Raw genomic sequence first — 25,249 nt, 5'->3', positions numbered from 1 at the left:
CTCAGCGCGCGGTGGGCGCGGCGGCCGCGGCTGCGGCCCCCGCGCTGGCCACCGTGGCGTCGGAAGCCGCCACGGCCTTCACCGAGTCGCCCGCCTTCACCTTCAGCGAGCCCTCGACGATCACGCGCTCGCCGGCCTTCAGGCCCTCGGTGACCTGCCAGCGGTTGCCGACCGCGCGCGACACCTTCAGCGCGCGCTTCTCGACCTTGCCGTCGGCCGTGACCACCAGCGCCGACGCGTCGCCGCTGGCCGTGCGCGTCACGCCCTGCTGCGGTATCAGCAGAGCGCCCTCGGCCACGCCTTCCTCCAGCACTGCGCGCACGTACATGCCGGGCAGCAGCGTGCGATCGGGGTTCGGCACCAGGATGCGCAGCGTGACAGCACCGGTGCCTTCGTTCACCGTGACGCTGGAGAACTGCAGGCGCCCGGCGTGGCCGTAGGTGCTGCCGTCCTCCAGCAGCAGCTTCACCGAGGCTTCGCTCTTGTCGCTGCTGCCCTTGAGCGTGCCGGCCGCCAGTTCGCGCTGCAGCCGCAGCAGCTCGGTGGTCGATTGCGTCACGTCGACGTAGATCGGATCGAGCTGCTGCACCGTGGTGAGCGCAGTGGTCTGGCTGGCCGTGACCAGCGCGCCCGGCGTGACCGTGGAGGCTTCGATGCGCCCTGCGATGGGCGCAGTGATGCGCGTGAAGCCGAGGTTGATGCGCGCCGTGTCGAGCGCGGCGCGGGCCACGCCCAGCTCGGCCTCGGCCTGCTGCAGCGTGGCCTGGCTGTCTTCGCTGGTCTGCTTGCTGACGGCCTCGATCTTCGCGAGCTCCGCATTGCGGCGCGCCGTGACCTTCGCGGCGTTGACCGTCGCTTCCGACTTCGCGACGGTGGCCTGCGCGCTTGCATAGGCGGCCTTGTAGCTGGCGGGGTCGAGCTGGTAGAGCACCTGCCCGGCCTTCACCAGCGCGCCTTCCTCGAAGAGGCGCTGCTGCACGATGCCGCCCACCTGCGGGCGGATCTCGGCGCTCAGGCGGGAGCGGGTGCGCCCCGAGAGCTCGGTGGTGACGGGCTGGTTCTCGGGCTGCACCGTCACCACGCTGACCTGCGTGGCGGAAGCGCCTTGGGGTCCTGCGGCGAGGCCGGGAGGGCCGGAAGGAGAAGAAGGGCCGGGCGAAGTGGAGGAAGAGCCGGAGCATCCCGCGACAGCGCCCAGCAGGCCGATGGCCAGGGCGCACGCGAGGCCGGTGCGGTTGAAGCGGGAAGACATCATGTTCGGAGTTCCAATCAGGTTGGAACCCATGGTCTTCAGGGAATGTGGAGCGAATGTGGAGGTCCCCGCGGCCCGCACGGCCATGGGGCGGCGATGCACCGCGCGGGCCCCATCTGGCTTATCTTGTGGCCCTTCATGAAGATCAGCATCACCACCAAGCTCTTTCTCGCCGTGCTGGCCACCGCCGTGCTGGCCGTGGTCGCCATGGGCGCCGCCTCGCGCTGGAACTTCGAGCGCGGCTTCGTCGGCTATCTCAACGAACAGGGCGTAGAGCGGCTCGACGCCGTGGTGCCGAACGCCGCCGCGGCCTACCGGCTGAACGGCAGCTGGGACTTCCTGCGCGACAACCCGCGCCCCTGGTTCGAGATCATGCGGCCCGCGCCTTCCGCGTCGGGCGAGCATTTCGAGCCGGGCCGTTCGCCGGCGCTGGTGTCCGACCTGACCGGTGCCGTGCTGCGCATCTCGCTGCTCGATGTCGACAGGCGGGTGATCATCGGCTTCAGGGACGTGCGCAAGGGCGCCGTCGAGCGCGCCGTGGTGGTCGACGGCAAGACCGTGGGCTGGGTCGTCATGATGCCCTTCCAGAGCGTGAGCGAGGCCGGCGACCAGCGCTTCCAGAAGAACCAGCTGCGCGCGAGCTGGGTCATCGGCAGCCTCTGCGTGCTGCTGGCCGCGGGCATCGCATGGTGGATCGCGCGGGTGCTGCTCGCGCCCGTCAAGCGTGTGGCGACGGCTACCCATCGGCTGGCGGCGGGCGATTACGCGAGCCGCGTGGCCGTGGCCTCGCACGACGAGGTGGGGCAACTGGCGCGCGACTTCAATTCGCTCGCCAACACGCTGCAGCGCAACGAGCAGATGCGCCGCGAATTCATGGCCGACGTGTCGCACGAGCTGCGCACGCCGCTGGGCGTGCTGCACGGCGAACTCGAAGCCATGGAAGACGGCGTGCGCCGTCTCGACGCGCAGGCCGTGCGCTCGCTGCAGCACGAGGTCGGCATGCTCAACCAGCTGGTGACCGACCTCTACGACCTGTCGCTGGCCGACGTGGGCGCGCTCGCCTACCGCAAGGCCGACGTGGACGTGCGCGACCTGCTGGAGCCGAGCCTCGATGCCTTCCGCGAGCGGCTGGCCTCGGCCGGCCTGCGGCTGGAGCTGGCGCTGCCCGCGCAGCCGCTCGTGGTGTTCGCCGACGAGCGGCGCATGCAGCAGCTCTTCAGCAACCTCGTGCTCAACACCTGCCGCTACACGGACGCCGGCGGCGTGCTGCGCATCGAGGCGCGCGAGGACGGCGACCGCATCGCCATCGACCTCATGGACTCCGCGCCGGGCATCGACGAGGCCTTGCTGCCGCGCCTCTTCGAGCGCTTCTTCCGCGGCGAGGGCTCGCGCAACCGCGCCAGCGGCGGCGCGGGGCTCGGGCTGGCCATCTGCCGCAGCATCGTGGAGGCGCACGACGGAACCATCGAGGCCAAGGCCTCGCCGCTGGGCGGCGTGTGGATCGCGATCCGCATGCCGAGGGCATGAGGAGGAGGGCAGGACGATGACGACAGCAACGACGAACGACACGCCGGCGGCGACGGCCCACATCCTGATCGTCGAGGACGAGCCGCGCATGGCCGCGCTGCTCGCCGACTACCTGCGGGCGTCGGGCTACACCTCGCAATGGATCGCGAACGGGCTGGAGGCGGTGCCCAGCGTGAAGGCCCGCCGGCCCGACCTGGTGCTGCTCGACGTCATGCTGCCCGGGCAGGACGGCATGAGCGTGTGCCGCGAGCTGCGGCAGTTCAGCGAGGTGCCGGTGATCATGCTCACGGCGCGCGTCGAGGAGGCCGACCGACTGATGGGGCTCGAGATCGGTGCGGACGACTACATCTGCAAGACGCCCTTCAGCCCGCGCGAGGTGGTGGCGCGCGTGAAGGCGCTGCTGCGGCGCAGCGGCTATGCGGCGCGCGAGGCGTCGCCGCTGCAGATCGACGCGCAGGCCTACAAGGCCGCCTGGCAGGGCACGCCGCTGGATCTCACGCCGGTCGAGTTCCGCCTGCTGAAGGCGCTGGCCGACGCGCGCGGCCGCGTGCTCTCGCGCGACAGGCTGCTCGACCATGTGCATGCCGACCAGCGCGCCGTGACCGATCGCGCGGTCGACAGCCACGTCAAGAACCTGCGCCGCAAGCTCGACGCGGCGAGCGGAGGGCAGGAGCTGATCCGGTCGATCTACGGGGTCGGCTACAGGCTCGACTTACCGTGAAACTCCCCCAGGCTTCGCGCACTTCGTGTCGCTGCGCCAACCCCCTCGCCGGGGGCGACACCTGCGGCCCGGCGGAGCCGGTTCCGCGGTGTCTCGCGAAGGGGCTGCGCCTGATTCTCTAGCCGTCGGCGTCGCGCGCGAGGCTGCGCTGGTTCCATGCGTGCATCGATGCGGCACGCTGCGGCGTGTATTGCGTAGGGAAATGCACGAAGTGGCTCTCGCCGGTGGCGTAGATCACGGGGGCGTCGAGCGACAGGGCATCGACCACCTGGGCTTGCGTGATGAGGCCGCGCGCCCTGAACGCGTTCGCGAAGTAGGTCTGGTCGCCGCCGTTGGCGTGGATCGACGAGCGGTCGGGCGCGTTCTCGATCTGCTTGCAGACGTCCTCGACCAGCGCATGCATCGCGGGCGTGTTGCGCACGCCGACCACGCTGGAATTCATGTTCCACGCCGTGTGGTCGTTGCCCACCAGGGCATCCCGCCCCTCGACCAGCGGCTCCATGTGCAGCGACTGGTTCATCGCGATGATGTCCGCGTCGACCCATAGCAGGAACTCGTGCTCCGCGAGGTGGCGCCGCATCACGTGCGGCTTGGCCCACGAGCCCGTCAGCCCGTTCGCGAACTCCGGCACCTTGCGGTAGAGGTGATAGCCGTAGCCATGGCGCAGGCAGTAGCGCGCGAAGCTCTCTTCGTGGATGCGGCCGTAGCTCGCGATGTGGTGCGTGTAGATGCTCACGAAGGCGATGCGCGCGCCGGGGTTCAGGTGCAGCTCGTCGCCCTCCGGCTGCGCGGCTTCGGCGAGCACGAGGCAGGGCGGGCGTTCGCCGGCGGCCAGCGCGGCGGCCTCGTCGACCAGGTTCTGCACGCCGCGGAAGTCGTAGTCCAGCGTCGGCGTCCACCGGTTGCCGGGCCCTGTGCGGCGCCAGGTGGGCGCGTCGCTGGCCACCAGCGGCCGCACGCCGCGGATGGAGTCGTGATATCCGCCGCCGGGCCAGCTGGCCTGCACGTTGGTATAGACGCCGTTGGGCAGCGCCAGGCCGCAGGGGCGGGGCGGAAAGACGTGCGCGACCAGCGAGTTCTCAGGCTGCTCGTCGTCTTCCAGGATGCGCACCGCCCAGTGGGAGACATGGTCGACCAGCTGGCGAAGCTTCTCGCGCACCTCGGCCGTGTTGCGCAGCAGGAGCATGCTGGTGTTGCAGAGCGCGTCGTCGTCGGGCTGCGCGCTGACCAGCGCGTCGATGCCCGCGAAAGTCTCTTCCAGCGCACGGGGCTCGTAGACCACCGCGAACTGGTCGAGCACCAGCAGCAGGCTGCCTTCGCCGATCTGCGCCAGGTGGTGGTAGATCGCGTGGTAGCGGAAGTAGACCGGCTGGCGCGGGCCCCACACATGGGTGCTGTCGACGACGCGGTGCGCGTAGCCGTGCCGCCGCGCATAGGCCGCGTGGTTCTCGACCAGGCCCGGGACGGGGCGAGTCGACAGCGTGGTCAGGACGGTGGCTGGCATGTCGTCGGGTGCGGGGCGCCCGGGGCTCGGGCTGCTTGCCGTACGGCATCGATGATGTACCCGATTTCCTCGTCGTCGAGCATCGGGTACAGCGGCAATGCGAGCGAACAGCCGGCCAGCCTTTCACTGTGCGGCAGGGCACCGCGGTCGCCGTGCCAGGGTCGTAGCGCCTCGTGCAGGTGAAGCGGCTGCTCGTAGTAGACGCGGGTGGCGATGCCGGACGCTGCCAGCCGGGCCGCGAAGTTCTCGCGCTCGAGCGGACCGGGCAGCCGGACGACGAAGTAGTTCCAGGCGTGGCCGGCCGAGTCTTTCGGCAGGCGCATCGGCAGGTCCGACCAGGCCGCGAGGTAGCGCGCGGCGATGGCGCGACGCCGCGCGAGGTTCGCGGGGAAGTCGTCGAGCGCGGCGTGGAGCAGGCAGGCCTGCAGCTCGTCCATGCGGCTGTTGTGCCCGAGGCAGCGATGAACGCCGTCGCGGTAGCCGTGGTTGCGCAGCAGCCGGGCCTTGTCCGCGTGGCGCGGGTCCTTGAAGGCCAGCGCACCGGCGTCGCCGGCGGCGCCCAGGGTCTTGGTTGGATAAAAGCTCATCGCCGCAGCATCGCCCCAGGTGCCGGCGGCGTGACCTGTCGTGGCGCCGTCGCCGGCCCGGGCTCCCAGGCACTGCGCCACGTCCTCGACCAGCAGCAGCCCTTCGTCGCGGCACCAGTCGGCCAGCTCGGGCAGGTTGCTCGCATCGCCGAACAGGCCCACCGCGAGGATCGCGCGCGTACGAGGCGTGCGGGCCTTGCGGAAATCCTCGGGCATGGGGATGAAGTCGTCCGGCGCGCTGTCGACGAAGACCGGCCGCGCGCCGGCTGCGAGCACCGCTTCCGCGCAGGCGACGAAGGTGTAGGCCGGCACCAGGACTTCGTCCAGCGCGTCGCCGCCGCCCGCATTGCCGATGCCGAGGCTCTTGAAGGCCAGCAGCAGAGCCTCGGAGCCCGACCCTGCGGCCACCGTCTCGCGGCCTTGCAGCAATGCCGACAGCCGCGTCTCCAGGGATTGGACCTGCGGACCGAGGATGTAGGTGCCGCTGCGCAGCACGCCGGCCAGGGACTGGGCCAGGCGCGCCGCCGTCGGTTCGGCGCAAGCCGCCGGCCGGAACAGCGGGATCTTCATGCGCGCAGTATCTGGCAGGCGCGGGTGACGGCCGCCAGGCCATCCGCGCCGGACGCGATGCGGCTGGGCTCGCCCAGCACCGCGCGCCGGAAGCCCTGGTACTGGCGCGCCAGGGCATCGTCGCCGCCGGCCGCCGTTGTCGACGCCGCGCCGCGCAGGTCCAGCCATTGCTCGCGATGGCCGTCGCACAGCTGCAGCCGGGCCGCGGGCAGGCTGCCGTAGCCGCTCTCGAACTCGGCGACAAGCGCATCCAGCCGCACGCGGGCGCGCACGCCATGCGCATCGACATGCAGCGCGAGTAGCTCGAGTGGCGCCTCGCCGGGAATTGCGCACAGCCATGCGAACAGGTCGAGGTCGTGCACCATCAGGTCCAGCACGCTGTCCCTGGCGGTCGCGATGCGGGTCGAGCAGCGCCGGAAGCGCATGAACGGACGGGCGCTCCGGCTCTGGCGATGGTTCGTGGCCGCGTTGCGCAGCCGGCCCAGGAGCGACTCGTCGAACACCGGATTGAAGCGCTCGATGTGTCCGGTGCCGAGGGTGACGCCGCATTGCCGCGCCGTGCGGATCATCAGGGCGCCTTCGTGCCGGTCGATGCACAGCGGCTTTTCCACCAGCACATGACAGCCGCGTCGCATCAAAGCCATCGCGACCTCGGCATGCGCGTCGTCGCAGGTGGCGACGGTGGCCGAGGCGATGTCCCGCGGCATGTCGTCCAGGCTGGACAGCAACGGCAACGCGGCAAGCTCGCTTGCGACGCGGGCCGACGGCGAGCAATCGACCAGCGCGCGCAGATGGAAGCCTTGCAGGGAGAGGAGCTTGCGGGCGTGCACGCAGCCGAAGCGGCCGATGCCCACGACCGCATGGGACAGCGCGGTGTCGGCGGCAAGCGGGGCCGGTACGGTGACGACGGGATCGGCGACGGTGGCCGTGCTGTCGTCGTCGCTGGCGGGCGTCGTGAAGATCATCGCGGCGTCGTCGCTGGCTGATGCGTCAGGTCAACGGCGAATGGCGCCGCGCAGCCGGTCGGCCACGGCCTGCAGGTGGGAGCCGCGGATCACGTGCTTGTAGACGCCGGCGGCGACGCGTTCTTCGCCGAAGACTTCGAAGGCGGGCTTGCCCGCGGGCGGCTGGGCCAGTTCGTAGCGCGTGGGCTGTGCGGCGAAGAGGCATTCGCGGCCGTAGGCCTGGGCGCCGAACTCGGCGATGAAGCCCGCCAGCTCCTGCTCCAGCTGGCCGCCGAAATGGCGCGCGTAGCCGTGCATGTCGTCCAGCTTGGCCTGCAGCTCGTTCGCATCGAGCTCGACCACGACGTGGCGCTCGGACGCCAGCCGCGCCGGCGGGCTGGGGTGGCCCACGGTGGGATAGCCGAGCGAGACGACCTCGCGGCCGCGCGCCATGACCTGCGCCGCGACCTGGTTGGCCATCAGGCGGCACATGTCGTGCGAAGGGTTGTAGTCCTCGGCTTCGTCGGCGACGATGCAGTCGATACCCTGCTCGACGACGTGATCGGCCAGCGCATCGACCCATCGCGTGAAGAGGCTCGTGTCGCCTTCGAGAAGGGCGCGGTAGATGTCGGCGTCGGCGACCGGCTGCACCACCTCCGGGATCCAGCGGGCACCGGCGCGCGAGAGATTGTCGACCGTCGGTTCGAGCCGCGGCACGCCGGTCGATCCGGCGCCGTTGGTCAGCACCACGAAGTCGGGCCGCTCGTTGCGCAGCCACTTCCAAAGCAGCAGTTCGTGGCCCGAATGGGCGGCGATCACCAGCGACTTCATACCTGCGGTTCGCCGGGGCGAACCAGAGTCGAGATGCGGCGCAGCGGTTCGGTCACGCGCCATGAGCGGCTGGCGTAGACCTCGCGCAGTTGCGCCTGGAGCAGGGCGAGTTCGGTGCGTGCCTGCTGCGCCTGCCGCACGGCTTCGGCCAGCCGTTCGTTGCAGTGGGCATTCGACTGCGCCGCGTGCTCCGCCTCGGCCTGCACCGCCTCGATCCGGCTCTGGTACATGTGCTGGTGGTCGTTGAAGGACTGCTGCAGCCCCGCGACATGCTGTTGCAGCAATGCAATGGTCAGCTGCGCAGCCGAAGGATTGCCGCGCCGGATCCAGTCCTGCATGTAGCGGGACATCTCGTCCGCCCGCTGGCTCGCGGGAACCTCGATCACAGGATGCTCCCGGACCATACGTTGTACGCAGCTCTCGAGCGCGCCCAGCGTGGCGTCGAGACTGCCATGCGTGCGCATCCATTCACCAGCCCTGGCCGCATCCTCGGCGTCGTAGCGGTCGAGTTCGGCACCTACGCTCTCCCGCGTGATCTGCTGGATCAACAGCGCTCGGCCGAAATTCCAGTGCCGCGTGCGGGCCACGGTCGCGGCCGTCACCATTTCGCCCATGCCCCAGGCCGGATCGAGCACCACCACCGCGTTTCCGGTGCACAGCGCCTCGGTGGCGCAGCGGCCCTTTCCGAACACGATGTCGTAGCGGCCCAGCGCCTCGGCCGGGTCGGGCAGGTGGTTGCCGGTGCCGCTGCCGATCACGTCCAGCGACAGCCCGCGCTGCACGCAGGCGGCGCGGATCTCCTCGAGCTGCTCGTTGTGCGAGGCGTAGTTGCTGAAGACGAGCGCCGTGCGGGCCCGCTGCGGCAGTGCGCCGCGCAGGGGAAAGCGCGAGAGGTCGACGCCGTTCTGGATCAGCTCGATGCGCTCGCGCTCGATGCCGAACTCGTGCACCAGCCGTTGCGCGCAGTTCTCGTCGACCGCCACATGGCGCACGACCTGTGCGAACTGCGCGGGTCGTCCGTGGTCGGCGCTGCGGTCGTGGCAGATCGTGATGACCGGCACATCGTGGAAGTGAAGCAGGGCGCGAACTGTCTCGTGATGCGTGTTGCCGACGATCACGTCCGGCCGCGCCGCCATGTCCGCCAGGTCGGTGACGCAGGCGATGGAGGCGAAGCGCAGCTCGTTCGCCATGTCGCCGAAGGCCGTCGCGAAGATGGTGACGGCGTGCCCGCGGCGTCGCAGCCACATCGCCAGGTCGCGCGTGAACATCTCGGCGCCCGTGCGATGCAGCAGGTAGCACATCGCCAGGAGGATGTGCAGGGGCTTGCCCTGCCGCGGGGCGTCGTCCGCGGCGGGCTGTGTCGCCGCGGTGTCGTTGTTCAATCGAGCGCCGGCGCGCCGGCCAGAACGTGTCCTGCCTGCTGGTCCGCGTGGTAGCTCGACCGCACCATCGCGCCCACGGCGGCGTGGCTGAAGCCCATCTTGTAGGCCTCTTCCTCGAACATCTTGAAGGTGTCGGGGTGCACGTAGCGGCGCACCGGCAGGTGCGAGCCCGACGGGGACAGGTACTGGCCGATGGTCAGCATGTCGATGTCGTGGGCGCGCATGTCGCGCATGACCTGCAGGATCTCTTCGTCGGTTTCGCCGAGGCCGACCATGATGCCGCTCTTGGTGGGCACGTTGGGGTGCAGCGCCTTGAACTTCTTCAGCAGGTTCAGGCTGAACTGGTAGTCGCTGCCGGGGCGCGCTTCCTTGTAGAGGCGCGGCGCGGTTTCCAGGTTGTGGTTCATCACGTCCGGCGGCGCGGCCTTGAGGATCTCGAGGGCGCGGTCGTCGCGGCCGCGGAAGTCGGGCACGAGGATCTCGATCTGCGTGGTGGGCGAGAGCTCGCGGATATTCCTGATGCAGTCGACGAAGTGCTGGCTGCCGCCGTCGCGCAGGTCGTCGCGGTCGACGCTGGTGATCACCACGTACTTCAGGCGCAGCTTGGCGATGGTCTTCGCGAGGTTGAGCGGCTCGTCCTTGTCGAGCGGATCGGGGCGGCCGTGGCCCACGTCGCAGAACGGGCAGCGGCGCGTGCACTTGTCGCCCATGATCATGAAGGTGGCCGTGCCCTTGCCGAAGCATTCGCCGATGTTCGGGCAGGAAGCCTCTTCGCAGACGGTGTGCAGGTTGCTCTCGCGCAGGATCTGCTTGATCTCGTAGAAGCGCGTGGTGGGGCTGCCGGCCTTGACGCGGATCCAGTCGGGCTTCTTGAGCACTTCGCCGCTCTGCACCACCTTGACGGGAATGCGCGAGAGCTTGGCCGCCGCTTTCTGCTTGGCCAGGGGGTTGTAGGTTTCGGCGCTTTGGGCGTCGCGGACGACTTCTGTGGTGCTCATCGGTATGTCAAGGCGCCAGGAAGGTGGAGAGCTTCTGGCTCAGCACCGCGGCGGCTTCTTCCCATGTGGTTTGGATGCCGATTGTAGAAAGGTCGACCGTTTGCAGGCCGGCATAGCCGCAAGGGTTGATCCGCGAGAAGGGTTCGAGGTCCATCCGCACGTTGAGCGCAACGCCGTGGTAGGTGGCGTGGCGGCTCACCTTGATGCCCAGCGCGGCGATCTTGCCGAGGCCGCGGAACGGGTCGGCGGCGGGCATCGGGCCTGTCAGCGCCGCGTGGGAGAACGGGTCGTCCAGCCGCACGTAGATGCCCGGGGCGCCCGCCACGCGGTGGCCCGTGACGCCGAAATGGGCCAGCGTGCGAAGCACCGATTCCTCGATGCGAAACACGTATTCCTTGACGAAGTAGCCCGCGCGCCGCAGGTCGATCAGCGGGTAGGCCACCACCTGGCCGGGGCCGTGGAAGGTGACCTGTCCGCCCCGGTCGGTCTGCACGATGGGGATGGCGCCGGGGTTCAGGATGTGGTCCTGCTTGCCCGCGATGCCTTGCGTGAAGACCGGGGTGTGCTCGCAAATCCATAGCGCATCGGGCGTGTCGGGCGTGCGCTCGAGCGTGAACTGCTTCATCGCCGCGAAGGTGTCGGCGTAGTCGACGCGACCCAGCGCGAGCAGTTCGATGGCAGGAACGGCGATGGCGGCTGTGTCTGTCATTGCATGGCCTGCCGTGCGAACGGCTTGCAGGTCAAAGCACGACCTTGACCATCGGGTGCGAGGACAGCGCGCGATACAGGTCGTCGAGCTGTTCCCGGCTGGTGGCCGTGACTGTGATGGTCACGCCGAGGTAGTTGCCGGCCTTGCTGTCGCGCAGCTCGACGGTGGTGGCGTCGAACGTGGGGTCGAAGCGTTCGGCGATCTGCGTGATTGCGTGCACGAAGCCGTCGGCCTTGGCACCCATCACCTTGATCGGGAACTGCGAGGGGTACTCGATCAGCGATTCCTTGCGCGGATCGGGGATCGAGGTGGTTTCGGTGGTGGTCGTGTTGTCGGTCATGCCGGGACTCCGTGCTTCTGCTGCTTCTGCGTTTGTGCGTTGCGTACCTTGGCCTCCTGGTAGGCCTCGTACAAGCTCTTGTAGATGGGGCCGGGGCGGCCGTTGCCAATAGGCTTGCCGTCGAGCGTGACGACCGGCAGCAGTTCCTTGCTGGCCGAGGAGATCAGCACCTCATCGGCGGCGAACACTTCCTCGCGCGAGATGGGGCGCAGCGCGAAGGGAATGCCGAGTGTCTTGCTGAGACGCTCGAACAGGCCGTAGCGGATGCCGGTCAGCACGAGGTTGTTCTTGGGCGGGCCCATCAGCTTGCCGTCCTTCACGATCCACACGTTGCTCGACGAGGCCTCGCTGAGCCAGTCGTCGCGGAACATGATGGTCTCGGCCGCGCCGGCCTCCACGCTGATCTGGCGCGCGAGCACCGCGCCCAGCAGGCTGGTGCTCTTGATGTGCGCCTTCTGCCAGCGGAAGTCGGCCGCGGTGACGCAGGCCACGCCCTTGGCACGCACAGCCTCGGAGATGGGCGGCAGCGGGTTCACCATCACGAACACGGTGGGGCGGATGCCGCGCACCATCGCATGGTCGCGCGGGGCCACGCCGCGCGTTACCTGAAAGTACACTGACTGGGGTTCATCCCCGCCGGGCGCGACGAGGCGCATCACGATCTCCCGCCATTGCTCGAGCGAGAGCGGGTTCTCGATCTGCAGCTCCGCGAGAGAGCGATCGAGGCGCGCCATGTGCTCCTCGAAGCAGAAGGGCTGGCCGAAGTAGACGGGGACGTATTCGTAGATGCCGTCGCCGAAGATGAAGCCGCGATCGAGGACGCTGATCTTCGCGTCGCGCAGGGCGGTGTACTCGCCATCGAGGTAACAAAGCGTGGCGGGCAGGGCGTCGGTGATAGGGTGCATGGAGGAATTATGGTTGTGCACGCCGCGTCGGGTTCGCGTCAGGGAATGCAGTGCCGATTTGCGTGTGCGACAGCGCGGGTGGCGGGACAGGCTGGGTTTTTACTTATAATCAATGGCTTTGTAGAAATTCTGGGTCGTCATCCGGGCTTCATTCGAAATGAAAACAATCGCCCGCCAGGACTCGGAGGTCGCTGAAGACCTCGACGCAGAATTCAAGCCGTTGACCGCCGATGAGGCGCGTGAACTGCGAGCAAAGAACCCATCGATCTCCCCGTGGCGGGTGATCGCGGGTCAGTTGGTTGTCGGTCTGGTGGTGGCTTTGGCTGCCTGGGGACTGACGGGGAGGCAAAATCTGGGCTGGTCCGCCGCATATGGCGCGATCGCGGTGGTTGTTCCATCGGCGGTCTTCGCACGCGGGCTGACCGGTCGGTTTTCCTCCCTGAATCCGGGCACTGCGGTGTTCGGATTCTTCCTGTGGGAAATGGTCAAGATGGCCTTGTCGGTGGCGATGCTGATCGCTGCGCCAAGGCTGATTACGGCGCTGAGCTGGCCAGCAATGCTGATCGGCCTGGTGGTGACAATGAAGGCGGCCTGGTTGGCGGTGATGTTCTCGCCCCGGCGCCGGAAACTGAGAGACGAGTAACGGAATGGCTGCTGAAAACGCTGCGGAACATGGTCAGACCGCTGGTGAATACATCGTTCACCACTTGACGCACCTGCAAAGCTCCAAGCCCGGAGGTGTGGCCGACTTCTCGGTTTTCAACTTCGACTCTCTCTTTTTCTCGATCACGCTCGGCATCCTGGGTTGCTGGTTGCTCTGGCTGGCTGCCCGCAAGGCCACTTCGGGTGTTCCCGGTCGTTTTCAAGCGGCTGTCGAACTGCTCGTCGAAATGGTCGACCAGCAGGCCAAGGGCATCGTCCACAACGCCACGAGCCGCAAGTTCGTCGCTCCGCTGGCCCTGACCATCTTCGTCTGGATCTTCCTGCTGAACGCAATGGACCTGTTCCCGGTCGATTTGTTCCCGGCGATCTGGGCCAAGATCTTCCACATCGCGGGCGAAGATCCGCACCACGCCTATCTGCGTGTCGTGCCCACCGCCGACCTGTCGGTGACCATGGGCATGTCGGTGGCTGTGCTGCTGATCTGCATCTACTACAACATCAAGATCAAGGGTGCCGGCGGCTGGGTCCACGAGCTGTTCACCGCGCCCTTCGGCAATCACTGGGCCCTGTACCCCTTCAACTTCGCCATGCAGATGATCGAGTTCGTCGCCAAGACGGTCTCGCACGGCATGCGGTTGTTCGGCAACATGTACGCCGGCGAACTGATCTTCCTGCTGATCGCCCTGATGGGTGGTGCCTGGTCCATGTCGGCCACCGGCATCGGCCTGGCCATCGGCCACATCATCGCGGGCACGGCCTGGGCCATCTTCCACATCCTGATCATCACGCTGCAAGCCTTCGTGTTCATGATGCTGACGCTGGTCTACATCGGCCAGGCCCACGATCACCACTGATCATCAGTTTTCGTTCTTGTTTTTGTTTTTCTCTTCAACCAAAGTCCTCTAGGAGTCATCATGGAAGTTATTAGCTTTGTTGCACTGGCCGCCGGCCTGATCATCGGTCTGGGCGCTGTGGGCGCATGTATCGGCATCGGCATCATGGGCAGCAAGTACCTTGAGTCGGCCGCACGTCAGCCCGAACTCATGGGTGAACTCCAAACCAAGATGTTCCTGCTGGCTGGTCTGATCGACGCCGCTTTCATTATCGGCACCGGTATCGCCCTGTGGTTCGCAACGGCCAACCCGTTCCTGTCGCAAATCGCCAACCTGCCGAAGTAAGTCTTTCTCGTCGGACCTGCGTCGTCGTTCTCTGGCCCTGCTAGCGAATGGCTTCGATTCAATCCCATAGAGAGGGTGAAAAGTGAGCATTACCGGTACCCTGATCGTTCAGATGATCGTGTTCCTGATCCTGGTCGGGTTCACGATGAAGTACGTGTGGCCGCCGATCGCGAAGGCGCTGGACGACCGCGCCGCGAAGATCGCCGAAGGCCTCGCTGCAGCCGACAAGGCCAAGTCCGAGTTGTCCGCCGCCAACAAGCGCGTGGAAGCCGAACTGGGTCAGGCGCGCAACGAGTCCGCGCAACGTCTTGCCGACGCCGAACGTCGCGCCCAGGCCATCGTTGAAGAGGCCAAGGCCCGCGCGACCGAGGAAGGCAACAAGATCGTCGCCGCCGCACGCGCCGAAGCCGAACAGCAGGCACTGAAGGCCCGCGAAGCCCTGCGCGAGCAGGTCGCCGCACTGGCCGTCAAGGGCGCAGAGCAGATTCTGCGCAAGGAAGTGAATGCGGGCGTTCACGCCGACCTGCTCGCCCGTCTGCAGACCGAACTCTGATAGAAGCCATGGCAGAACTCGCCACCATTGCACGCCCCTACGCCGAGGCGCTCTTCAAGGCTTCGTCGTCCGACGTCGCCGGAACCAGCGCCTGGCTCGAAAAGATTGCCGCCATCGCGGCCAATCCGGAGCTCCAGCAGTTCGCCGACAACCCGAAGGCCACGGCCGAACAGGTGGTCGGCGTGGTCGCCGGTGCATTCGGTGCACCGCTGGCTCCCGCTGCCCAGAACTTCCTGTCCGCGCTCCTCGAGAACGGGCGTTTTTCGGTGCTGCCGGAAATTGCGAAGCAGTTCCGGGCACTGGCCAACGCGAAGAGCGGTTCGTCCGACGCCGTTGTCTACAGCGCCTTCCCGATCGAAGCCGCGGCCCTGGCCAACGTTTCGGCCGCGCTTGAAAAGCGCTTCGGTCGCAAGCTCCAGGTCACGGTTCGGCAAGAGCCCGAACTGATCGGCGGCATCCGTGTGGTGGTCGGCGACGAGGTGCTCGACACCTCCGTCAAAGCGCGCCTTGAACAAATGAAAGTTGCGCTGGTGGCCTGACGGCTCCCGGCCCCTTACAAAGAAAGAAGGAAAGAGTCATGCAACTCAATCCCGCAGAAATTTCCGAACTGATCAAGAGCCGCATCGAGGGCCTCGGGGTCAGCGCCAACATCCGCAACGAAGGCACCGTGGTGTCGGTGACCGACGGTATCGTGCGCATCCACGGCCTGTCCGACGCGATGCAGGGCGAAATGCTGGAGTTCCCGCCCACGGCTGACGGCACGCCGTCGTTCGGCCTCGCGCTGAACCTCGAGCGCGACTCGGTCGGCGCCGTGATTCTGGGCGAGTACGAGCACATCTCCGAAGGCGACACCGTCAAGTGCACGGGCCGCATCCTGGAAGTGCCCGTGGGCCCCGAGCTCATCGGTCGCGTGGTGAACGCCCTGGGCCAGCCGATCGACGGCAAGGGTCCGGTCAACGCCAAGATGACCGACGTGATCGAGAAGGTCGCACCGGGCGTGATCGCCCGCAAGTCGGTCGACCAGCCGATGCAGTCCGGCCTGAAGTCCATCGACTCGATGGTGCCCGTCGGCCGCGGCCAGCGCGAGCTGATCATCGGCGACCGCCAGACCGGCAAGACGGCCGTGGCCATCGACGCGATCATCAACCAGAAGGGTCAGAACATGACCTGCGTCTACGTTGCGATCGGCCAGAAGGCTTCGTCGATCAAGAACGTGGTGCGCGCACTGGAACAAGCCGGTGCCATGGACTACACGATCGTGGTTGCTGCTTCCGCTTCGGAATCGGCCGCCATGCAGTACGTGTCGGCCTACTCGGGCTGCACGATGGGCGAATACTTCCGCGACCGCGGCGAAGACGCGCTGATCGTCTATGACGACCTGTCCAAGCAGGCCGTTGCCTACCGTCAAGTGTCGCTGCTGCTGCGCCGCCCGCCGGGCCGCGAAGCCTACCCCGGCGACGTGTTCTATCTCCACAGCCGTCTGCTCGAGCGCGCGGCCCGCGTGAATGCCGACTACGTCGAAGCCTTCACCAAGGGCGCGGTCAAGGGCAAGACCGGTTCGCTGACCGCACTGCCGATCATCGAAACGCAAGCCGGCGACGTGTCCGCGTTCGTTCCGACCAACGTGATCTCGATCACCGACGGCCAGATCTTCCTGGAAACCAACCTGTTCAACGCAGGTATCCGCCCCGCCATCAACGCCGGTATCTCGGTGTCGCGCGTGGGTTCGTCGGCCCAGACGAAGATCATCAAGGGCCTGTCCGGCGGTATCCGTACCGACCTGGCCCAGTACCGTGAACTGGCTGCGTTCGCGCAGTTCGCTTCCGACCTCGACGAAGCCACCCGCAAGCAGCTCGACCGCGGTGCCCGCGTGACCGAACTGCTGAAGCAGCCGCAATACAGCCCGCTGCCGATCTCGCTGATGGGCGCGTCGCTGTTCGCAGTGAACAAGGGCTTCATGGACGACCTCGAGATCAAGCAGGTGCTGCCGTTCGAACATGGCCTGCACCAGTTCCTGAAGTCCAGCCACGCCGCGCTGCTCGACAAGATCGAGAAGGCAAAGGCTCTCGACAAGGAATCGGAAGCCGAACTGCTGGCCGCCGTGACCTCGTTCAAGAAGTCGTTCGCCTGATCGACCCTTGATCGACGCAAGAAGGAGCTCTCATGGCAGCTGGTAAGGAAATCCGCGGCAAGATCAAATCGGTGGAAAACACCAAGAAGATCACCAAGGCCATGGAAATGGTCTCGGTTTCCAAGATGCGCAAGGCGCAGGAACGCATGCGCGCCGCTCGCCCCTACAGCGAAAAGATCCGCAACATCGCGGCCAACCTCGGCAAGGCGAACCCGGAGTACACCCACGCGTTCATGAAGACGAACGACGCCAAGGGCGTCGGCTTCATCATCGTGACCAGCGACAAGGGCCTGTGCGGCGGCTTGAACACCAACCTGCTGCGTGCCGTCACGGGCAAGCTGCGCGAAGCGCAGTCCGCGGGCAGCGTGGTCGAGTCGGTCGCCATCGGCAACAAGGGTCTGGGTTTCCTGAACCGCATCGGCGCCCGCGTGGTGGCCCATGTGACGCAGCTGGGCGACACGCCGCATCTGGACAAGCTCATCGGGCCGGTCAAGACGCTGCTGGACGCCTATGCCGAAGGCAAGCTGTCGGCCGTGTACCTGTGCTACACGAAGTTCATCAACACCATCAAGCAGGAGCCGATGGTGGAGCAGCTGCTGCCGCTGAAGGCCGAGACGCTGCAGACCGAGTCGGGACATCACTCGTGGGACTACATCTACGAGCCCGACGCGCAAAGCGTGATCGACGAGCTGCTGGTGCGCTACGTGGAATCCCTGGTCTACCAGGCAGTGGCCGAGAACATGGCGTCCGAGCACTCGGCGCGCATGGTGGCCATGAAGGCCGCGACCGACAACGCAGGCAACGTGATCAACGAGCTGAAGCTGGTCTACAACAAGACCCGCCAGGCCGGCATCACGAAGGAACTGTCGGAAATCGTGTCCGGCGCGGCCGCGGCTGCAGGCGTTTGATTGAGGCAATGCAACAGGCCGCGTTGCTGATCGGGTGCGCTCCGCGCGCCCGATAACCCAAGGCCTTTTTTAGGGGACTCTGCGCAAAATGAAGAAGATGCTTGCTCTGGTGGCTGTTGCTGCCGCTCTGACCGCCTGCTCCAAGAAGGAAGAGGCGCCCGCACCTGCACCGGCTGCTCCCGCCGCTGCACCTGCTGCGCCCGCTCCGGCTCCCGCGCCTGCTCCGGCAGCAGCGCCGGCGGCAGCTCCTGCCGCAGCACCGACGGCTTCCGCCGCCGACCTGCCGCAGGAATGCAACGACTACCTGGCCAAGGTCCAGACCTGCGTCGCTGCGCAAAGCGGTGCTGCTGCCGACGCCATGAAGGCAAGCCTCGACCAGACGAAGGCCACCTGGGCTTCGATGGGCGCGGACAAGGCCGCGCTGGGCCAGGCCTGCAAGGCTGCTTCCGACGCCTTCGCCGCCCAGGCGACGGCCATGAAGTGCTGATGGGAAACTGACAGCAGGACATTCAAGGGTGCCGGCCCCGCCGGCATTCTTGCAAAAGCGGCCCGTTTTGGCACCAGGACGCTTCTGCAAGAACCTGTCGCAAATTTATTGAGATCCATCCAGAAGGAAACGCCATGGCTGAAGGAAAAATTGTCCAATGTATCGGCGCCGTGGTCGACGTGGAGTTCCCGCGTGACCAGATGCCCAAGGTGTACGACGCCTTGAAATTCGAAGGCGGCGGGCTGACCCTCGAAGTTCAGCAGCAGCTCGGCGACGGCGTGGTGCGCACCATTGCACTGGGCTCGTCCGACGGCCTGCGTCGCGGCCTGGTCGTGACCAACACCGGCGCTCCCATCACCGTGCCGGTCGGCAAGGCCACCCTCGGCCGCATCATGGACGTGCTCGGCCGTCCGATCGACGAGCGCGGCGACGTGGGCCAGGAGCTCACCGCTTCCATCCACCGCAAGGCTCCCGCGTACGACGAACTGTCGCCCTCGCAAGACCTGCTGGAAACCGGCATCAAGGTTATCGACCTGGTCTGCCCGTTCGCCAAGGGCGGCAAGGTGGGTCTGTTCGGTGGCGCCGGCGTGGGCAAGACCGTGAACATGATGGAACTCATCAACAACATCGCCAAGGCTCACTCGGGTCTGTCGGTGTTCGCTGGCGTGGGTGAACGTACCCGCGAAGGCAACGACTTCTATCACGAGATGGCCGACTCCGGCGTCGTGAACCTCGAGAAGCTCGAGGACTCGAAGGTGGCCATGGTCTACGGCCAGATGAACGAACCCCCGGGCAACCGTCTGCGCGTGGCGCTGACCGGCCTGACCATCGCCGAGTCGTTCCGCGACGAAGGCCGTGACGTTCTGTTCTTCGTGGACAACATCTACCGCTACACGCTGGCCGGTACCGAAGTGTCGGCTCTGCTGGGCCGCATGCCTTCCGCCGTGGGCTACCAGCCGACGCTGGCCGAAGAAATGGGCCGCCTGCAGGAGCGGATCACGTCGACCAAAGTCGGCTCGATCACCTCGATCCAGGCCGTGTACGTCCCTGCCGACGACTTGACCGACCCGTCGCCCGCCACCACCTTCGCCCACTTGGACTCGACCGTGGTGCTGTCGCGTGACATCGCCTCGCTCGGTATCTATCCCGCCGTGGACCCGCTGGACTCGACCTCGCGTCAGCTCGACCCGAACGTGGTCGGCGAAGAGCACTACAACGTGGCCCGCGCCGTGCAAGGCACGCTGCAGCGCTACAAGGAACTGCGCGACATCATCGCCATTCTGGGCATGGACGAACTGGCTCCCGAAGACAAGCTGGCCGTGGCCCGCGCCCGGAAGATCCAGCGTTTCCTGTCGCAGCCGTTCCACGTGGCCGAAGTGTTCACGGGCTCGCCCGGCAAGTACGTGCCGCTGGCCGAAACCATCCGCGGCTTCAAGATGATCGTGAACGGCGAAGCCGACCACCTGCCCGAGCAGGCGTTCTACATGGTCGGCACCATCGACGAAGCGTTCGAGAAGGCCAAGAAGGTCGCTTAAGAAGGAATCACCATGGCAGGCACCATTCATGTGGACGTGGTCAGCGCGGAAGAGTCGATCTTCTCGGGCGAAGCCAAGTTCGTCGCGCTGCCCGGTGAAGCCGGTGAGCTCGGCATCTTCCCGCGCCACACCCCGCTGATCACGCGCATCCGCCCCGGCGCCGTGCGCATCGAAACCGCCGACGGCAAGGAAGAGTTCGTCTTCGTGGCCGGCGGCATTCTCGAAGTGCAGCCGAACGCCGTCACCGTGCTGTCCGACACCGCGATCCGCGGCAAGGACCTCGACGACGAGAAGGCCAACCAGGCCAAGGCCGCCGCCGAAGAAGCGCTGAAGAACGCGAAGAGCGACATCGACATCGCGATGGCGCAATCGGAGCTGGCCGTGATGGCCGCCCAGATCGCGGCGCTGCGCAAGTACCGTCAGAAGAAGTAATCGAAGTCGGGCTTCCGGCCCGTCGTCGAAGCAACGAAGAAGAAAGCCGCCTCCCAGGCGGCTTTTTTTCGTCCATTAATCTTCGAATTGTCTATCTTCAGTCTGAACAAGGTCGAAGTTCGGCCTTGTCCGGCTGAAGCCCGCCACCTAGTATTCGCCTTCGTCCGGCGGCTGCCGCTGCCGGGCCAGGACAAAGAACACCGGAGACAAGACGCGTGGCACCCTGGAGTGGCATCACCGCGGACGAAATGCGGCTGCTGGAAACGACCTTCTGGTCGGCCGGCGGTTCGAGGCATGCCATGGCCGAGCAGCTCGGCTTCTCCAAGAGCAAGGCCAACGGGCTGATCGCCGGCCTCGTGGACCAGGGCCTGCTCGCTGAAGCCGGCCTGCAGCGCTCCTCGGGCGGACGCCGCCCCGAAAACCTCCAGCTTCATTCCGGACTCGGCGTGCTCGTCGGCGTCGACATCGGCGCCACCAGCCTCGACGTGGCCGTGCTGCGCCCGGACCTCAGTGTGCTCGCGCAACACGACGAACCCGCCGACGTGCGCGAAGGCCCCGCCGTCGTGCTGGCCCGCGTGCGCACGCTCATGCGCGAGTTGCTGGCCCGTTGCGGTCATGCGGCCAAGGACGTTCTCGGCATCGGCATCGGCGTGCCCGGCCCGGTCAACTTCGAGATCGGCCAGCTCGCGAATCCGCCGCTGATGCCCGCCTGGGACAGCTTCTCGATCCGCGACTACCTGCGCGAGGACTACGCGGCGCCCGTCTTCGTCGACAACGACGTGAACCTGATGGCGCTCGGTGAACTGTGGCGCCTGCGGCGCTCGTTGCAGAACTTCCTCGTCATCAAGATCGGCACCGGCATCGGCTGCGGCATCGTGTGCCATGGCGAGGTGTACCGCGGCGCCGCGGGTTCGGCCGGCGACGTCGGCCACATCTGCGTCGACCAGGAAGGCCCGCGCTGCCACTGCGGCAACCTCGGCTGCGTGGAAGCGATGGCCGCCGGCCCGGCGATCACGCGCATGGCGGTGCAGGCCGCCGAAGCCGGCGAGAGCGCCGCGCTGGCCGAAGTCCTGCGCCTGCACGGCCGCATCGATGCCGTCGACGTCGGCCAGGCCAGCCGCGGCGGCGACACGGCGGCCAACGCCATCATCCAGCGCGCGGGCAGCCTGATCGGGCAGATGCTCGCGTCGGTCGTCAACTTCTTCAATCCGTCGCATGTGTTCATCGGCGGCGGCATCACGCGCATCGGGCCGCTGTTTCTCGCTGCCGTGCGGCAGAGCGTCTACCAGCGCTCGCTGGCGCTCTCCACGCGGCACCTGGAGATCCAGTACACGCCGCTGGGCATGCAGGGTGGCCTGGTCGGCGCCGGCGTGCTCGCGATGCAGGAAACGCTGAAGGCCCGCGGGGTGGCGCCATGACCAACGCGGTCGACAAGCGCGAGGCGAAGAGCAGCGTCGCCGTCGAGTTCGACGGCATCGTGAAGGCATTCGGCCCCGTGCAGGTGCTGCACGGCGTGAGCTTCGCGCTCGCGCCCGGCCGCGTGTACGGCCTGCTCGGCGAGAACGGCGCAGGCAAGTCCACGCTGATGAAGATCCTGTCCGGGTACGAGTCGGCCACCGGCGGCGCGCTGAAGATCAACGGGCAGCCGCAGCAGTTCGCAAGCTCGCGCGACGCCGAGGCGCTGGGCATCGTGTTGATACACCAGGAGTTCAACCTCGCCGAGGACCTGAACGTGGCCCAGAACATCTTCCTCGGCCACGAAAAGAAGATGTGGCCCCTTGGCCGTCGCTTCGCGCCGTCCGTCCCCCGAGGGGAGCAAGGAAGCTTGGGGCGGCCCGGCGCTTCCTCGAAAGGCTGGCTGCTCGACGACGCCGCCATGGAGCGCGACGCCGCCTCCGCGCTCGCGGCCGTCGGCCTGAACATCGACCCGCGCACCAAGGTGCGCAAGCTGATCGTCGCCGAGAAGCAGCTCGTCGAGATCGCGAAAGCCATCGCCCGCCGCGCGCGCCTGCTCGTCATGGACGAGCCCACGGCCACGCTCACGCCCGGCGAGACGGAGCGCCTGTTCAAGCTCATTGCGCAGCTGCGCGCCGACGGCGTCACCATCGTCTACATCTCGCACAAGCTCGACGAAGTGGAGCAGGTGACAGACGAAGTCATCGTCATGCGCGACGGTCGTTTCGTCGCGCGTGCCCCGACGGCCGACGTCACGCGCCAGCAGATGGCCAACCTGATGGTGGGCCGCGAGCTGGCCGACCTCTATCCGCCGCGCGATGCGGTCACCGCAACCGGCGCGCCCGCCATGCGCGTGAGCGGCTTCAGCGTGCCCGGCTGGGCACAGGACGCGAGCTTCGAGGTGCGCCCCGGCGAGATCCTCGGCTTCGCGGGCCTCGTCGGTGCCGGCCGCACCGAGCTCTTCGAGGGGCTGCTGGGCCTGCGACCCGCGAGCGGCGGCAGCGTCGAGATGCTCGGCAAGCCCGTGCCGCACGGCAAGGGCTGGCGCAATCCGCGTGACGCGGCAAGGGACGGCCTCACCTACCTGAGCGAAGACCGCAAGGGCAAGGGCCTGCACGTCAACTTCGGCCTGCGTCAGAACCTCACGCTGATGGCGCTCGAGCGCTATGCCCAGCCCTGGCTCAAGCCCGAGGCAGAGCGCGGTGCGCTGGCCGAGGCGGTGAAGGACTACGGCATCCGCACCGGCTCGCTCGACGTGAAGGCCTCGTCGCTGTCGGGCGGCAACCAGCAGAAGCTCGCACTCGCCAAGGTGCTGCAGCCGCGGCCGAAGGTGGTGGTGCTCGACGAGCCCACGCGCGGCGTCGACGTGGGTGCCAAGCGCGACATCTATTTCCTGATCCAGCGACTCGCCCGCGAAGGGCTCGCGGTGATCGTCGTCTCGTCGGAGCTGATGGAGCTGATCGGCCTGTGCCACCGCGTCGCGGTGATGCGCGCGGGCCGCATCGTCGCCACGCTCGACGCCGACCATCTGACAGAAGAGGAGCTCATCGCTCATGCCACCGGAACAGCAGACACAACCGCCGCGCACGCTTGAAGCCGCGCAGCAGCAGCACCGCAGCGAGACCAAGCCGCGCTGGACCGAGCGCCTGCACGGCCTCGGCCCGGTCATCGGCCTGGTGCTGCTGTGCATCGCCGGCACGCTGCTGAACGGCGACTTCGCGACCCTCGACAACGCGATGAACGTGCTCACGCGCACGGCCTTCATCGGCATCATCGCGGTGGGCATGTGCTTCGTGATCATCTCGGGCGGCATCGACCTGTCGGTGGGCTCGATGGCCGCGCTGATCGCGGGCAGCGTGATCATGTTCATCAACTGGGCCGGGCCGGCCTCGGGTTCGCCGCTGCTGGCGGTGGTGATGGGCGCCGTGCTGGCCGTGGTGCTCGGCGCGGTGTTCGGCCTCGCGCACGGCCTGCTCATCACCAAGGGCCGCATCGAGCCTTTCATCGTGACGCTGGGCACGCTGGGCATCTTCCGCGCGTACCTCACCTACTTCGCCGACGGCGGCGCGCTCACGCTCGACAACGAGCTGTCGGACCTCTACGCGCCCGTTTACTACGCGAGCCTCGCGGGCATTCCGGTGCCGGTGTGGGTGTTCGTGATCGTCGCCATCGTCGGCGGCCTCATCCTCAACCGCACGGCCTACGGTCGCTACGTGCAGGCCATCGGCTCCAACGAGCAGGTGGCGCGCTACGCGGCGGTGGACGTCGACCGCGTGAAGATCCTCACCTACGTGCTGCTCGGCGTGTGCGTGGGCATCGCGACGCTGCTGTACGTGCCGCGCCTGGGCTCGGCATCGCCGACCACCGGCCTGCTGTGGGAGCTGGAAGCCATCGCCGCGGTGATCGTCGGCGGCACGGCGCTCAAGGGCGGCGCGGGCAGCATCACCGGCACGGTGGTGGGTGCGATCCTGCTCTCGGTCATCAGCAACATCCTGAACCTCACCAGCATCATCAGCGTGTACCTCAACGCGGCGGTGCAGGGCTTCGTGATCATCATCGTCGCGTTCCTTCAACGCGGCCGGCGCTAGTTCTTTCCCGTTCCGTTCCATCAACCAAGAGGAGACATCCAGCATGACGACTTTCACCCGACGCCTCGCACTCACGGCGGTTGCCGCCGCAGCGTTCGCCAGCCTGCCCGCGCTTGCCGCGGAGAAGGTCAACCTCGGCGTTTCGATTCCCGCGGCCACGCACAGCTTCATGGGCGGCATCAACTACTGGGCCAACCAGGCGAAGAAGGACCTGGAGAAGGAACACAAGGACCTGAAGATCACCATCAAGACGGCCGCCAACGCGCCCGAGCAGGCCAACCAGCTGCAGGACCTCTCGACGGTCACCAAGATCAACGCGCTGGTCGTGTTCCCCTTCGAGTCGGCGGCGCTGACCAAGCCCGTGGCGCAGGTCAAGGCCAAGGGCGCCTATGTCACCGTGGTCGACCGCGGCCTCACCGACACCAGCGCACAAGACGCTTATGTTGCCGGCGACAACACGGCCTTCGGCAAGATCCCGGCCGAATACATCGTCAAGCAGCTCGGCGGCAAGGGCAACGTGGTGGCGTTGCGCGGCATCGCGACCACGCTGGACAACGAGCGCATGGACGCCTTCAATGCCGTGCTCAAGAACAGTCCCGACATCAAGCTGCTCGACGCCAAGTACGCCAACTGGAACCGCGACGACGCCTTCAAGGTCACGCAGGACTACCTGACGCGCTTCAAGAACATCGACGCCATCTGGGCCGCCGACGACGACATGGCCGTGGGCGTGCTCAAGGCCATCTCGCAGGCCAAGCGCGACGACATCAAGATCGTGTTCGGCGGCGCGGGCGCCAAGGACATGGTCAAGACCATCATGGACGGCAAGGACAAGCGCATCACGGCCGACGTGAGCTACTCGCCCAAGTTCATCTACGACGCGATCAAGCTCACGGCCGAAGCGCGCCTGAAGGGCGAGAAGCTGCCGGCGACGACCATCATTCCGTCGGTGCTGATCACCAAGGAAAACGCGAAGGACTTCTACCACCCGAACTCGCCGTTCTGATGTTCTGAAGCGGCGGGCCTGCTTTGCTCCCTCTCCCTCTGGG

General features: G+C 67.0%; 26 protein-coding genes. 16 read left to right on the top strand and 10 right to left on the bottom strand.

The features are described 5' to 3' along the window. Position 1: 1 nt before the first annotated feature. Positions 2-1,255, bottom strand: a complete 1,254-nt coding sequence (locus EJP69_RS28225; RefSeq protein WP_206169389.1) for an efflux RND transporter periplasmic adaptor subunit — start codon at positions 1,253-1,255, stop codon at positions 2-4. 135 nt (positions 1,256-1,390) lie between these two features. Here EJP69_RS28225 and baeS point away from each other — a divergent pair, with 135 nt between their 5' ends. Together baeS and EJP69_RS28215 are read left to right on the top strand one after the other, a co-directional pair. Then, on the top strand, positions 1,391-2,779 hold the full coding sequence (gene baeS / locus EJP69_RS28220; protein WP_093306997.1) for a sensor histidine kinase efflux regulator BaeS: 1,389 nt from the start codon (positions 1,391-1,393) through the stop codon (positions 2,777-2,779). A 16-nt stretch (positions 2,780-2,795) separates the two neighbouring features. Beyond that, positions 2,796-3,500: a response regulator gene (locus EJP69_RS28215; RefSeq protein ID WP_093306914.1), complete on the top strand. Its 705-nt coding sequence runs from the start codon at positions 2,796-2,798 to the stop codon at positions 3,498-3,500. Positions 3,501-3,618: 118 nt separating this feature from the next. On the opposite strand, the gene EJP69_RS28205 is transcribed toward EJP69_RS28215, so the two are convergent. Genes EJP69_RS28205 through EJP69_RS28165 form a run of 9 tightly spaced genes read right to left on the bottom strand, consistent with a single transcriptional unit; the run spans position 3,619 to position 12,270 of the window. Beyond that, complete coding sequence (locus EJP69_RS28205; protein ID WP_126473634.1) at positions 3,619-5,004, bottom strand: glycosyltransferase family protein; 1,386 nt, start codon at positions 5,002-5,004, stop codon at positions 3,619-3,621. Further along, a complete protein-coding gene (locus EJP69_RS28200) occupies positions 4,986-6,161 on the bottom strand; it encodes a DegT/DnrJ/EryC1/StrS family aminotransferase (protein WP_126473632.1) in 1,176 nt (391 codons plus the stop codon). The genes EJP69_RS28205 and EJP69_RS28200 overlap by 19 nt, the downstream gene beginning before the upstream one ends. After that, the gene (locus EJP69_RS28195; RefSeq protein ID WP_126473630.1) at positions 6,158-7,126 is read right to left on the bottom strand and encodes a Gfo/Idh/MocA family protein; all 969 of its coding nucleotides are present in this window, start codon (positions 7,124-7,126) and stop codon (positions 6,158-6,160) included. Before EJP69_RS28195 ends, EJP69_RS28200 begins: the two co-directional genes overlap by 4 nt. 30 nt (positions 7,127-7,156) lie before the next feature. Continuing rightward, complete coding sequence (locus EJP69_RS28190) at positions 7,157-7,936, bottom strand: hypothetical protein (protein WP_126473628.1); 780 nt, start codon at positions 7,934-7,936, stop codon at positions 7,157-7,159. After that, positions 7,933-9,318, bottom strand: coding sequence for a glycosyltransferase family 4 protein (locus tag EJP69_RS28185; protein ID WP_240652314.1), 1,386 nt, complete (start codon positions 9,316-9,318; stop codon positions 7,933-7,935). The genes EJP69_RS28190 and EJP69_RS28185 overlap by 4 nt, the downstream gene beginning before the upstream one ends. Then, entirely contained in the window at positions 9,315-10,316 is a 1,002-nt protein-coding gene (lipA, locus tag EJP69_RS28180) for a lipoyl synthase (protein ID WP_126473626.1), read from the bottom strand. Before lipA ends, EJP69_RS28185 begins: the two co-directional genes overlap by 4 nt. Before the next feature lie 7 nt (positions 10,317-10,323). Beyond that, positions 10,324-11,025 carry a lipoyl(octanoyl) transferase LipB gene (gene lipB, locus EJP69_RS28175; RefSeq protein ID WP_126473624.1) on the bottom strand — a complete coding sequence of 234 codons (702 nt, stop codon included), beginning with the start codon at positions 11,023-11,025 and terminating at the stop codon, positions 10,324-10,326. A 31-nt stretch (positions 11,026-11,056) separates the two neighbouring features. Continuing rightward, on the bottom strand, positions 11,057-11,365 hold the full coding sequence (locus EJP69_RS28170) for a YbeD family protein (protein WP_093206372.1): 309 nt from the start codon (positions 11,363-11,365) through the stop codon (positions 11,057-11,059). Further along, the gene (locus EJP69_RS28165) at positions 11,362-12,270 is read right to left on the bottom strand and encodes a D-amino acid aminotransferase (RefSeq protein ID WP_126473622.1); all 909 of its coding nucleotides are present in this window, start codon (positions 12,268-12,270) and stop codon (positions 11,362-11,364) included. The genes EJP69_RS28170 and EJP69_RS28165 overlap by 4 nt, the downstream gene beginning before the upstream one ends. 157 nt (positions 12,271-12,427) lie before the next feature. Between EJP69_RS28165 and EJP69_RS28160 the strand changes: the two genes are divergently transcribed. The 14 genes from EJP69_RS28160 to EJP69_RS28095 all read left to right on the top strand — a co-directional run bounded on the left by EJP69_RS28160 (position 12,428) and on the right by EJP69_RS28095 (position 25,206). Then, entirely contained in the window at positions 12,428-12,913 is a 486-nt protein-coding gene (locus EJP69_RS28160; protein WP_093306922.1) for an ATP synthase subunit I, read from the top strand. A 4-nt stretch (positions 12,914-12,917) separates the two neighbouring features. After that, on the top strand, positions 12,918-13,787 hold the full coding sequence (gene atpB, locus EJP69_RS28155) for a F0F1 ATP synthase subunit A (protein ID WP_093206375.1): 870 nt from the start codon (positions 12,918-12,920) through the stop codon (positions 13,785-13,787). Positions 13,788-13,847: 60 nt separating this feature from the next. Next, positions 13,848-14,111 carry a F0F1 ATP synthase subunit C gene (gene atpE / locus EJP69_RS28150; protein ID WP_019657641.1) on the top strand — a complete coding sequence of 88 codons (264 nt, stop codon included), beginning with the start codon at positions 13,848-13,850 and terminating at the stop codon, positions 14,109-14,111. 82 nt (positions 14,112-14,193) lie between these two features. Beyond that, entirely contained in the window at positions 14,194-14,664 is a 471-nt protein-coding gene (locus EJP69_RS28145; protein WP_093206376.1) for a F0F1 ATP synthase subunit B, read from the top strand. A gap of 8 nt (positions 14,665-14,672) precedes the next feature. Continuing rightward, positions 14,673-15,203, top strand: a complete 531-nt coding sequence (locus EJP69_RS28140) for a F0F1 ATP synthase subunit delta (protein ID WP_093206377.1) — start codon at positions 14,673-14,675, stop codon at positions 15,201-15,203. A 38-nt stretch (positions 15,204-15,241) separates the two neighbouring features. Then, positions 15,242-16,795 carry a F0F1 ATP synthase subunit alpha gene (gene atpA / locus EJP69_RS28135; RefSeq protein ID WP_093206378.1) on the top strand — a complete coding sequence of 518 codons (1,554 nt, stop codon included), beginning with the start codon at positions 15,242-15,244 and terminating at the stop codon, positions 16,793-16,795. Between the two features lie 32 nt (positions 16,796-16,827). Further along, on the top strand, positions 16,828-17,703 hold the full coding sequence (atpG, locus tag EJP69_RS28130; protein WP_093206379.1) for a F0F1 ATP synthase subunit gamma: 876 nt from the start codon (positions 16,828-16,830) through the stop codon (positions 17,701-17,703). An 88-nt stretch (positions 17,704-17,791) separates the two neighbouring features. After that, positions 17,792-18,190 (top strand): hypothetical protein, encoded by a 399-nt coding sequence (locus EJP69_RS28125; protein ID WP_093206380.1) that lies wholly within the window; start codon positions 17,792-17,794, stop codon positions 18,188-18,190. 134 nt (positions 18,191-18,324) lie between these two features. Further along, positions 18,325-19,725, top strand: coding sequence for a F0F1 ATP synthase subunit beta (gene atpD, locus EJP69_RS28120; RefSeq protein WP_093206381.1), 1,401 nt, complete (start codon positions 18,325-18,327; stop codon positions 19,723-19,725). Positions 19,726-19,737: 12 nt separating this feature from the next. Beyond that, a complete protein-coding gene (locus tag EJP69_RS28115; RefSeq protein ID WP_019657634.1) occupies positions 19,738-20,157 on the top strand; it encodes a F0F1 ATP synthase subunit epsilon in 420 nt (139 codons plus the stop codon). Positions 20,158-20,405: 248 nt separating this feature from the next. After that, positions 20,406-21,575 (top strand): ROK family protein, encoded by a 1,170-nt coding sequence (locus EJP69_RS28110; protein ID WP_126473690.1) that lies wholly within the window; start codon positions 20,406-20,408, stop codon positions 21,573-21,575. Then, positions 21,572-23,206, top strand: coding sequence for a sugar ABC transporter ATP-binding protein (locus EJP69_RS28105; protein ID WP_126473620.1), 1,635 nt, complete (start codon positions 21,572-21,574; stop codon positions 23,204-23,206). The genes EJP69_RS28110 and EJP69_RS28105 overlap by 4 nt, the downstream gene beginning before the upstream one ends. Further along, positions 23,166-24,200, top strand: coding sequence for an ABC transporter permease (locus EJP69_RS28100; protein WP_126473619.1), 1,035 nt, complete (start codon positions 23,166-23,168; stop codon positions 24,198-24,200). The genes EJP69_RS28105 and EJP69_RS28100 overlap by 41 nt, the downstream gene beginning before the upstream one ends. A gap of 43 nt (positions 24,201-24,243) precedes the next feature. Next, positions 24,244-25,206, top strand: coding sequence for a substrate-binding domain-containing protein (locus EJP69_RS28095; RefSeq protein WP_093206385.1), 963 nt, complete (start codon positions 24,244-24,246; stop codon positions 25,204-25,206). Positions 25,207-25,249 lie beyond the last annotated feature (43 nt).

It is taken from the genome of Variovorax gossypii, from assembly GCF_003965815.1.
Taxonomy (GTDB): domain Bacteria; phylum Pseudomonadota; class Gammaproteobacteria; order Burkholderiales; family Burkholderiaceae_C; genus Variovorax; species Variovorax gossypii.
The sequence above is the reverse complement of the archived record's forward strand: the minus strand, read 5'-3'. Positions and strand labels throughout refer to the sequence as shown.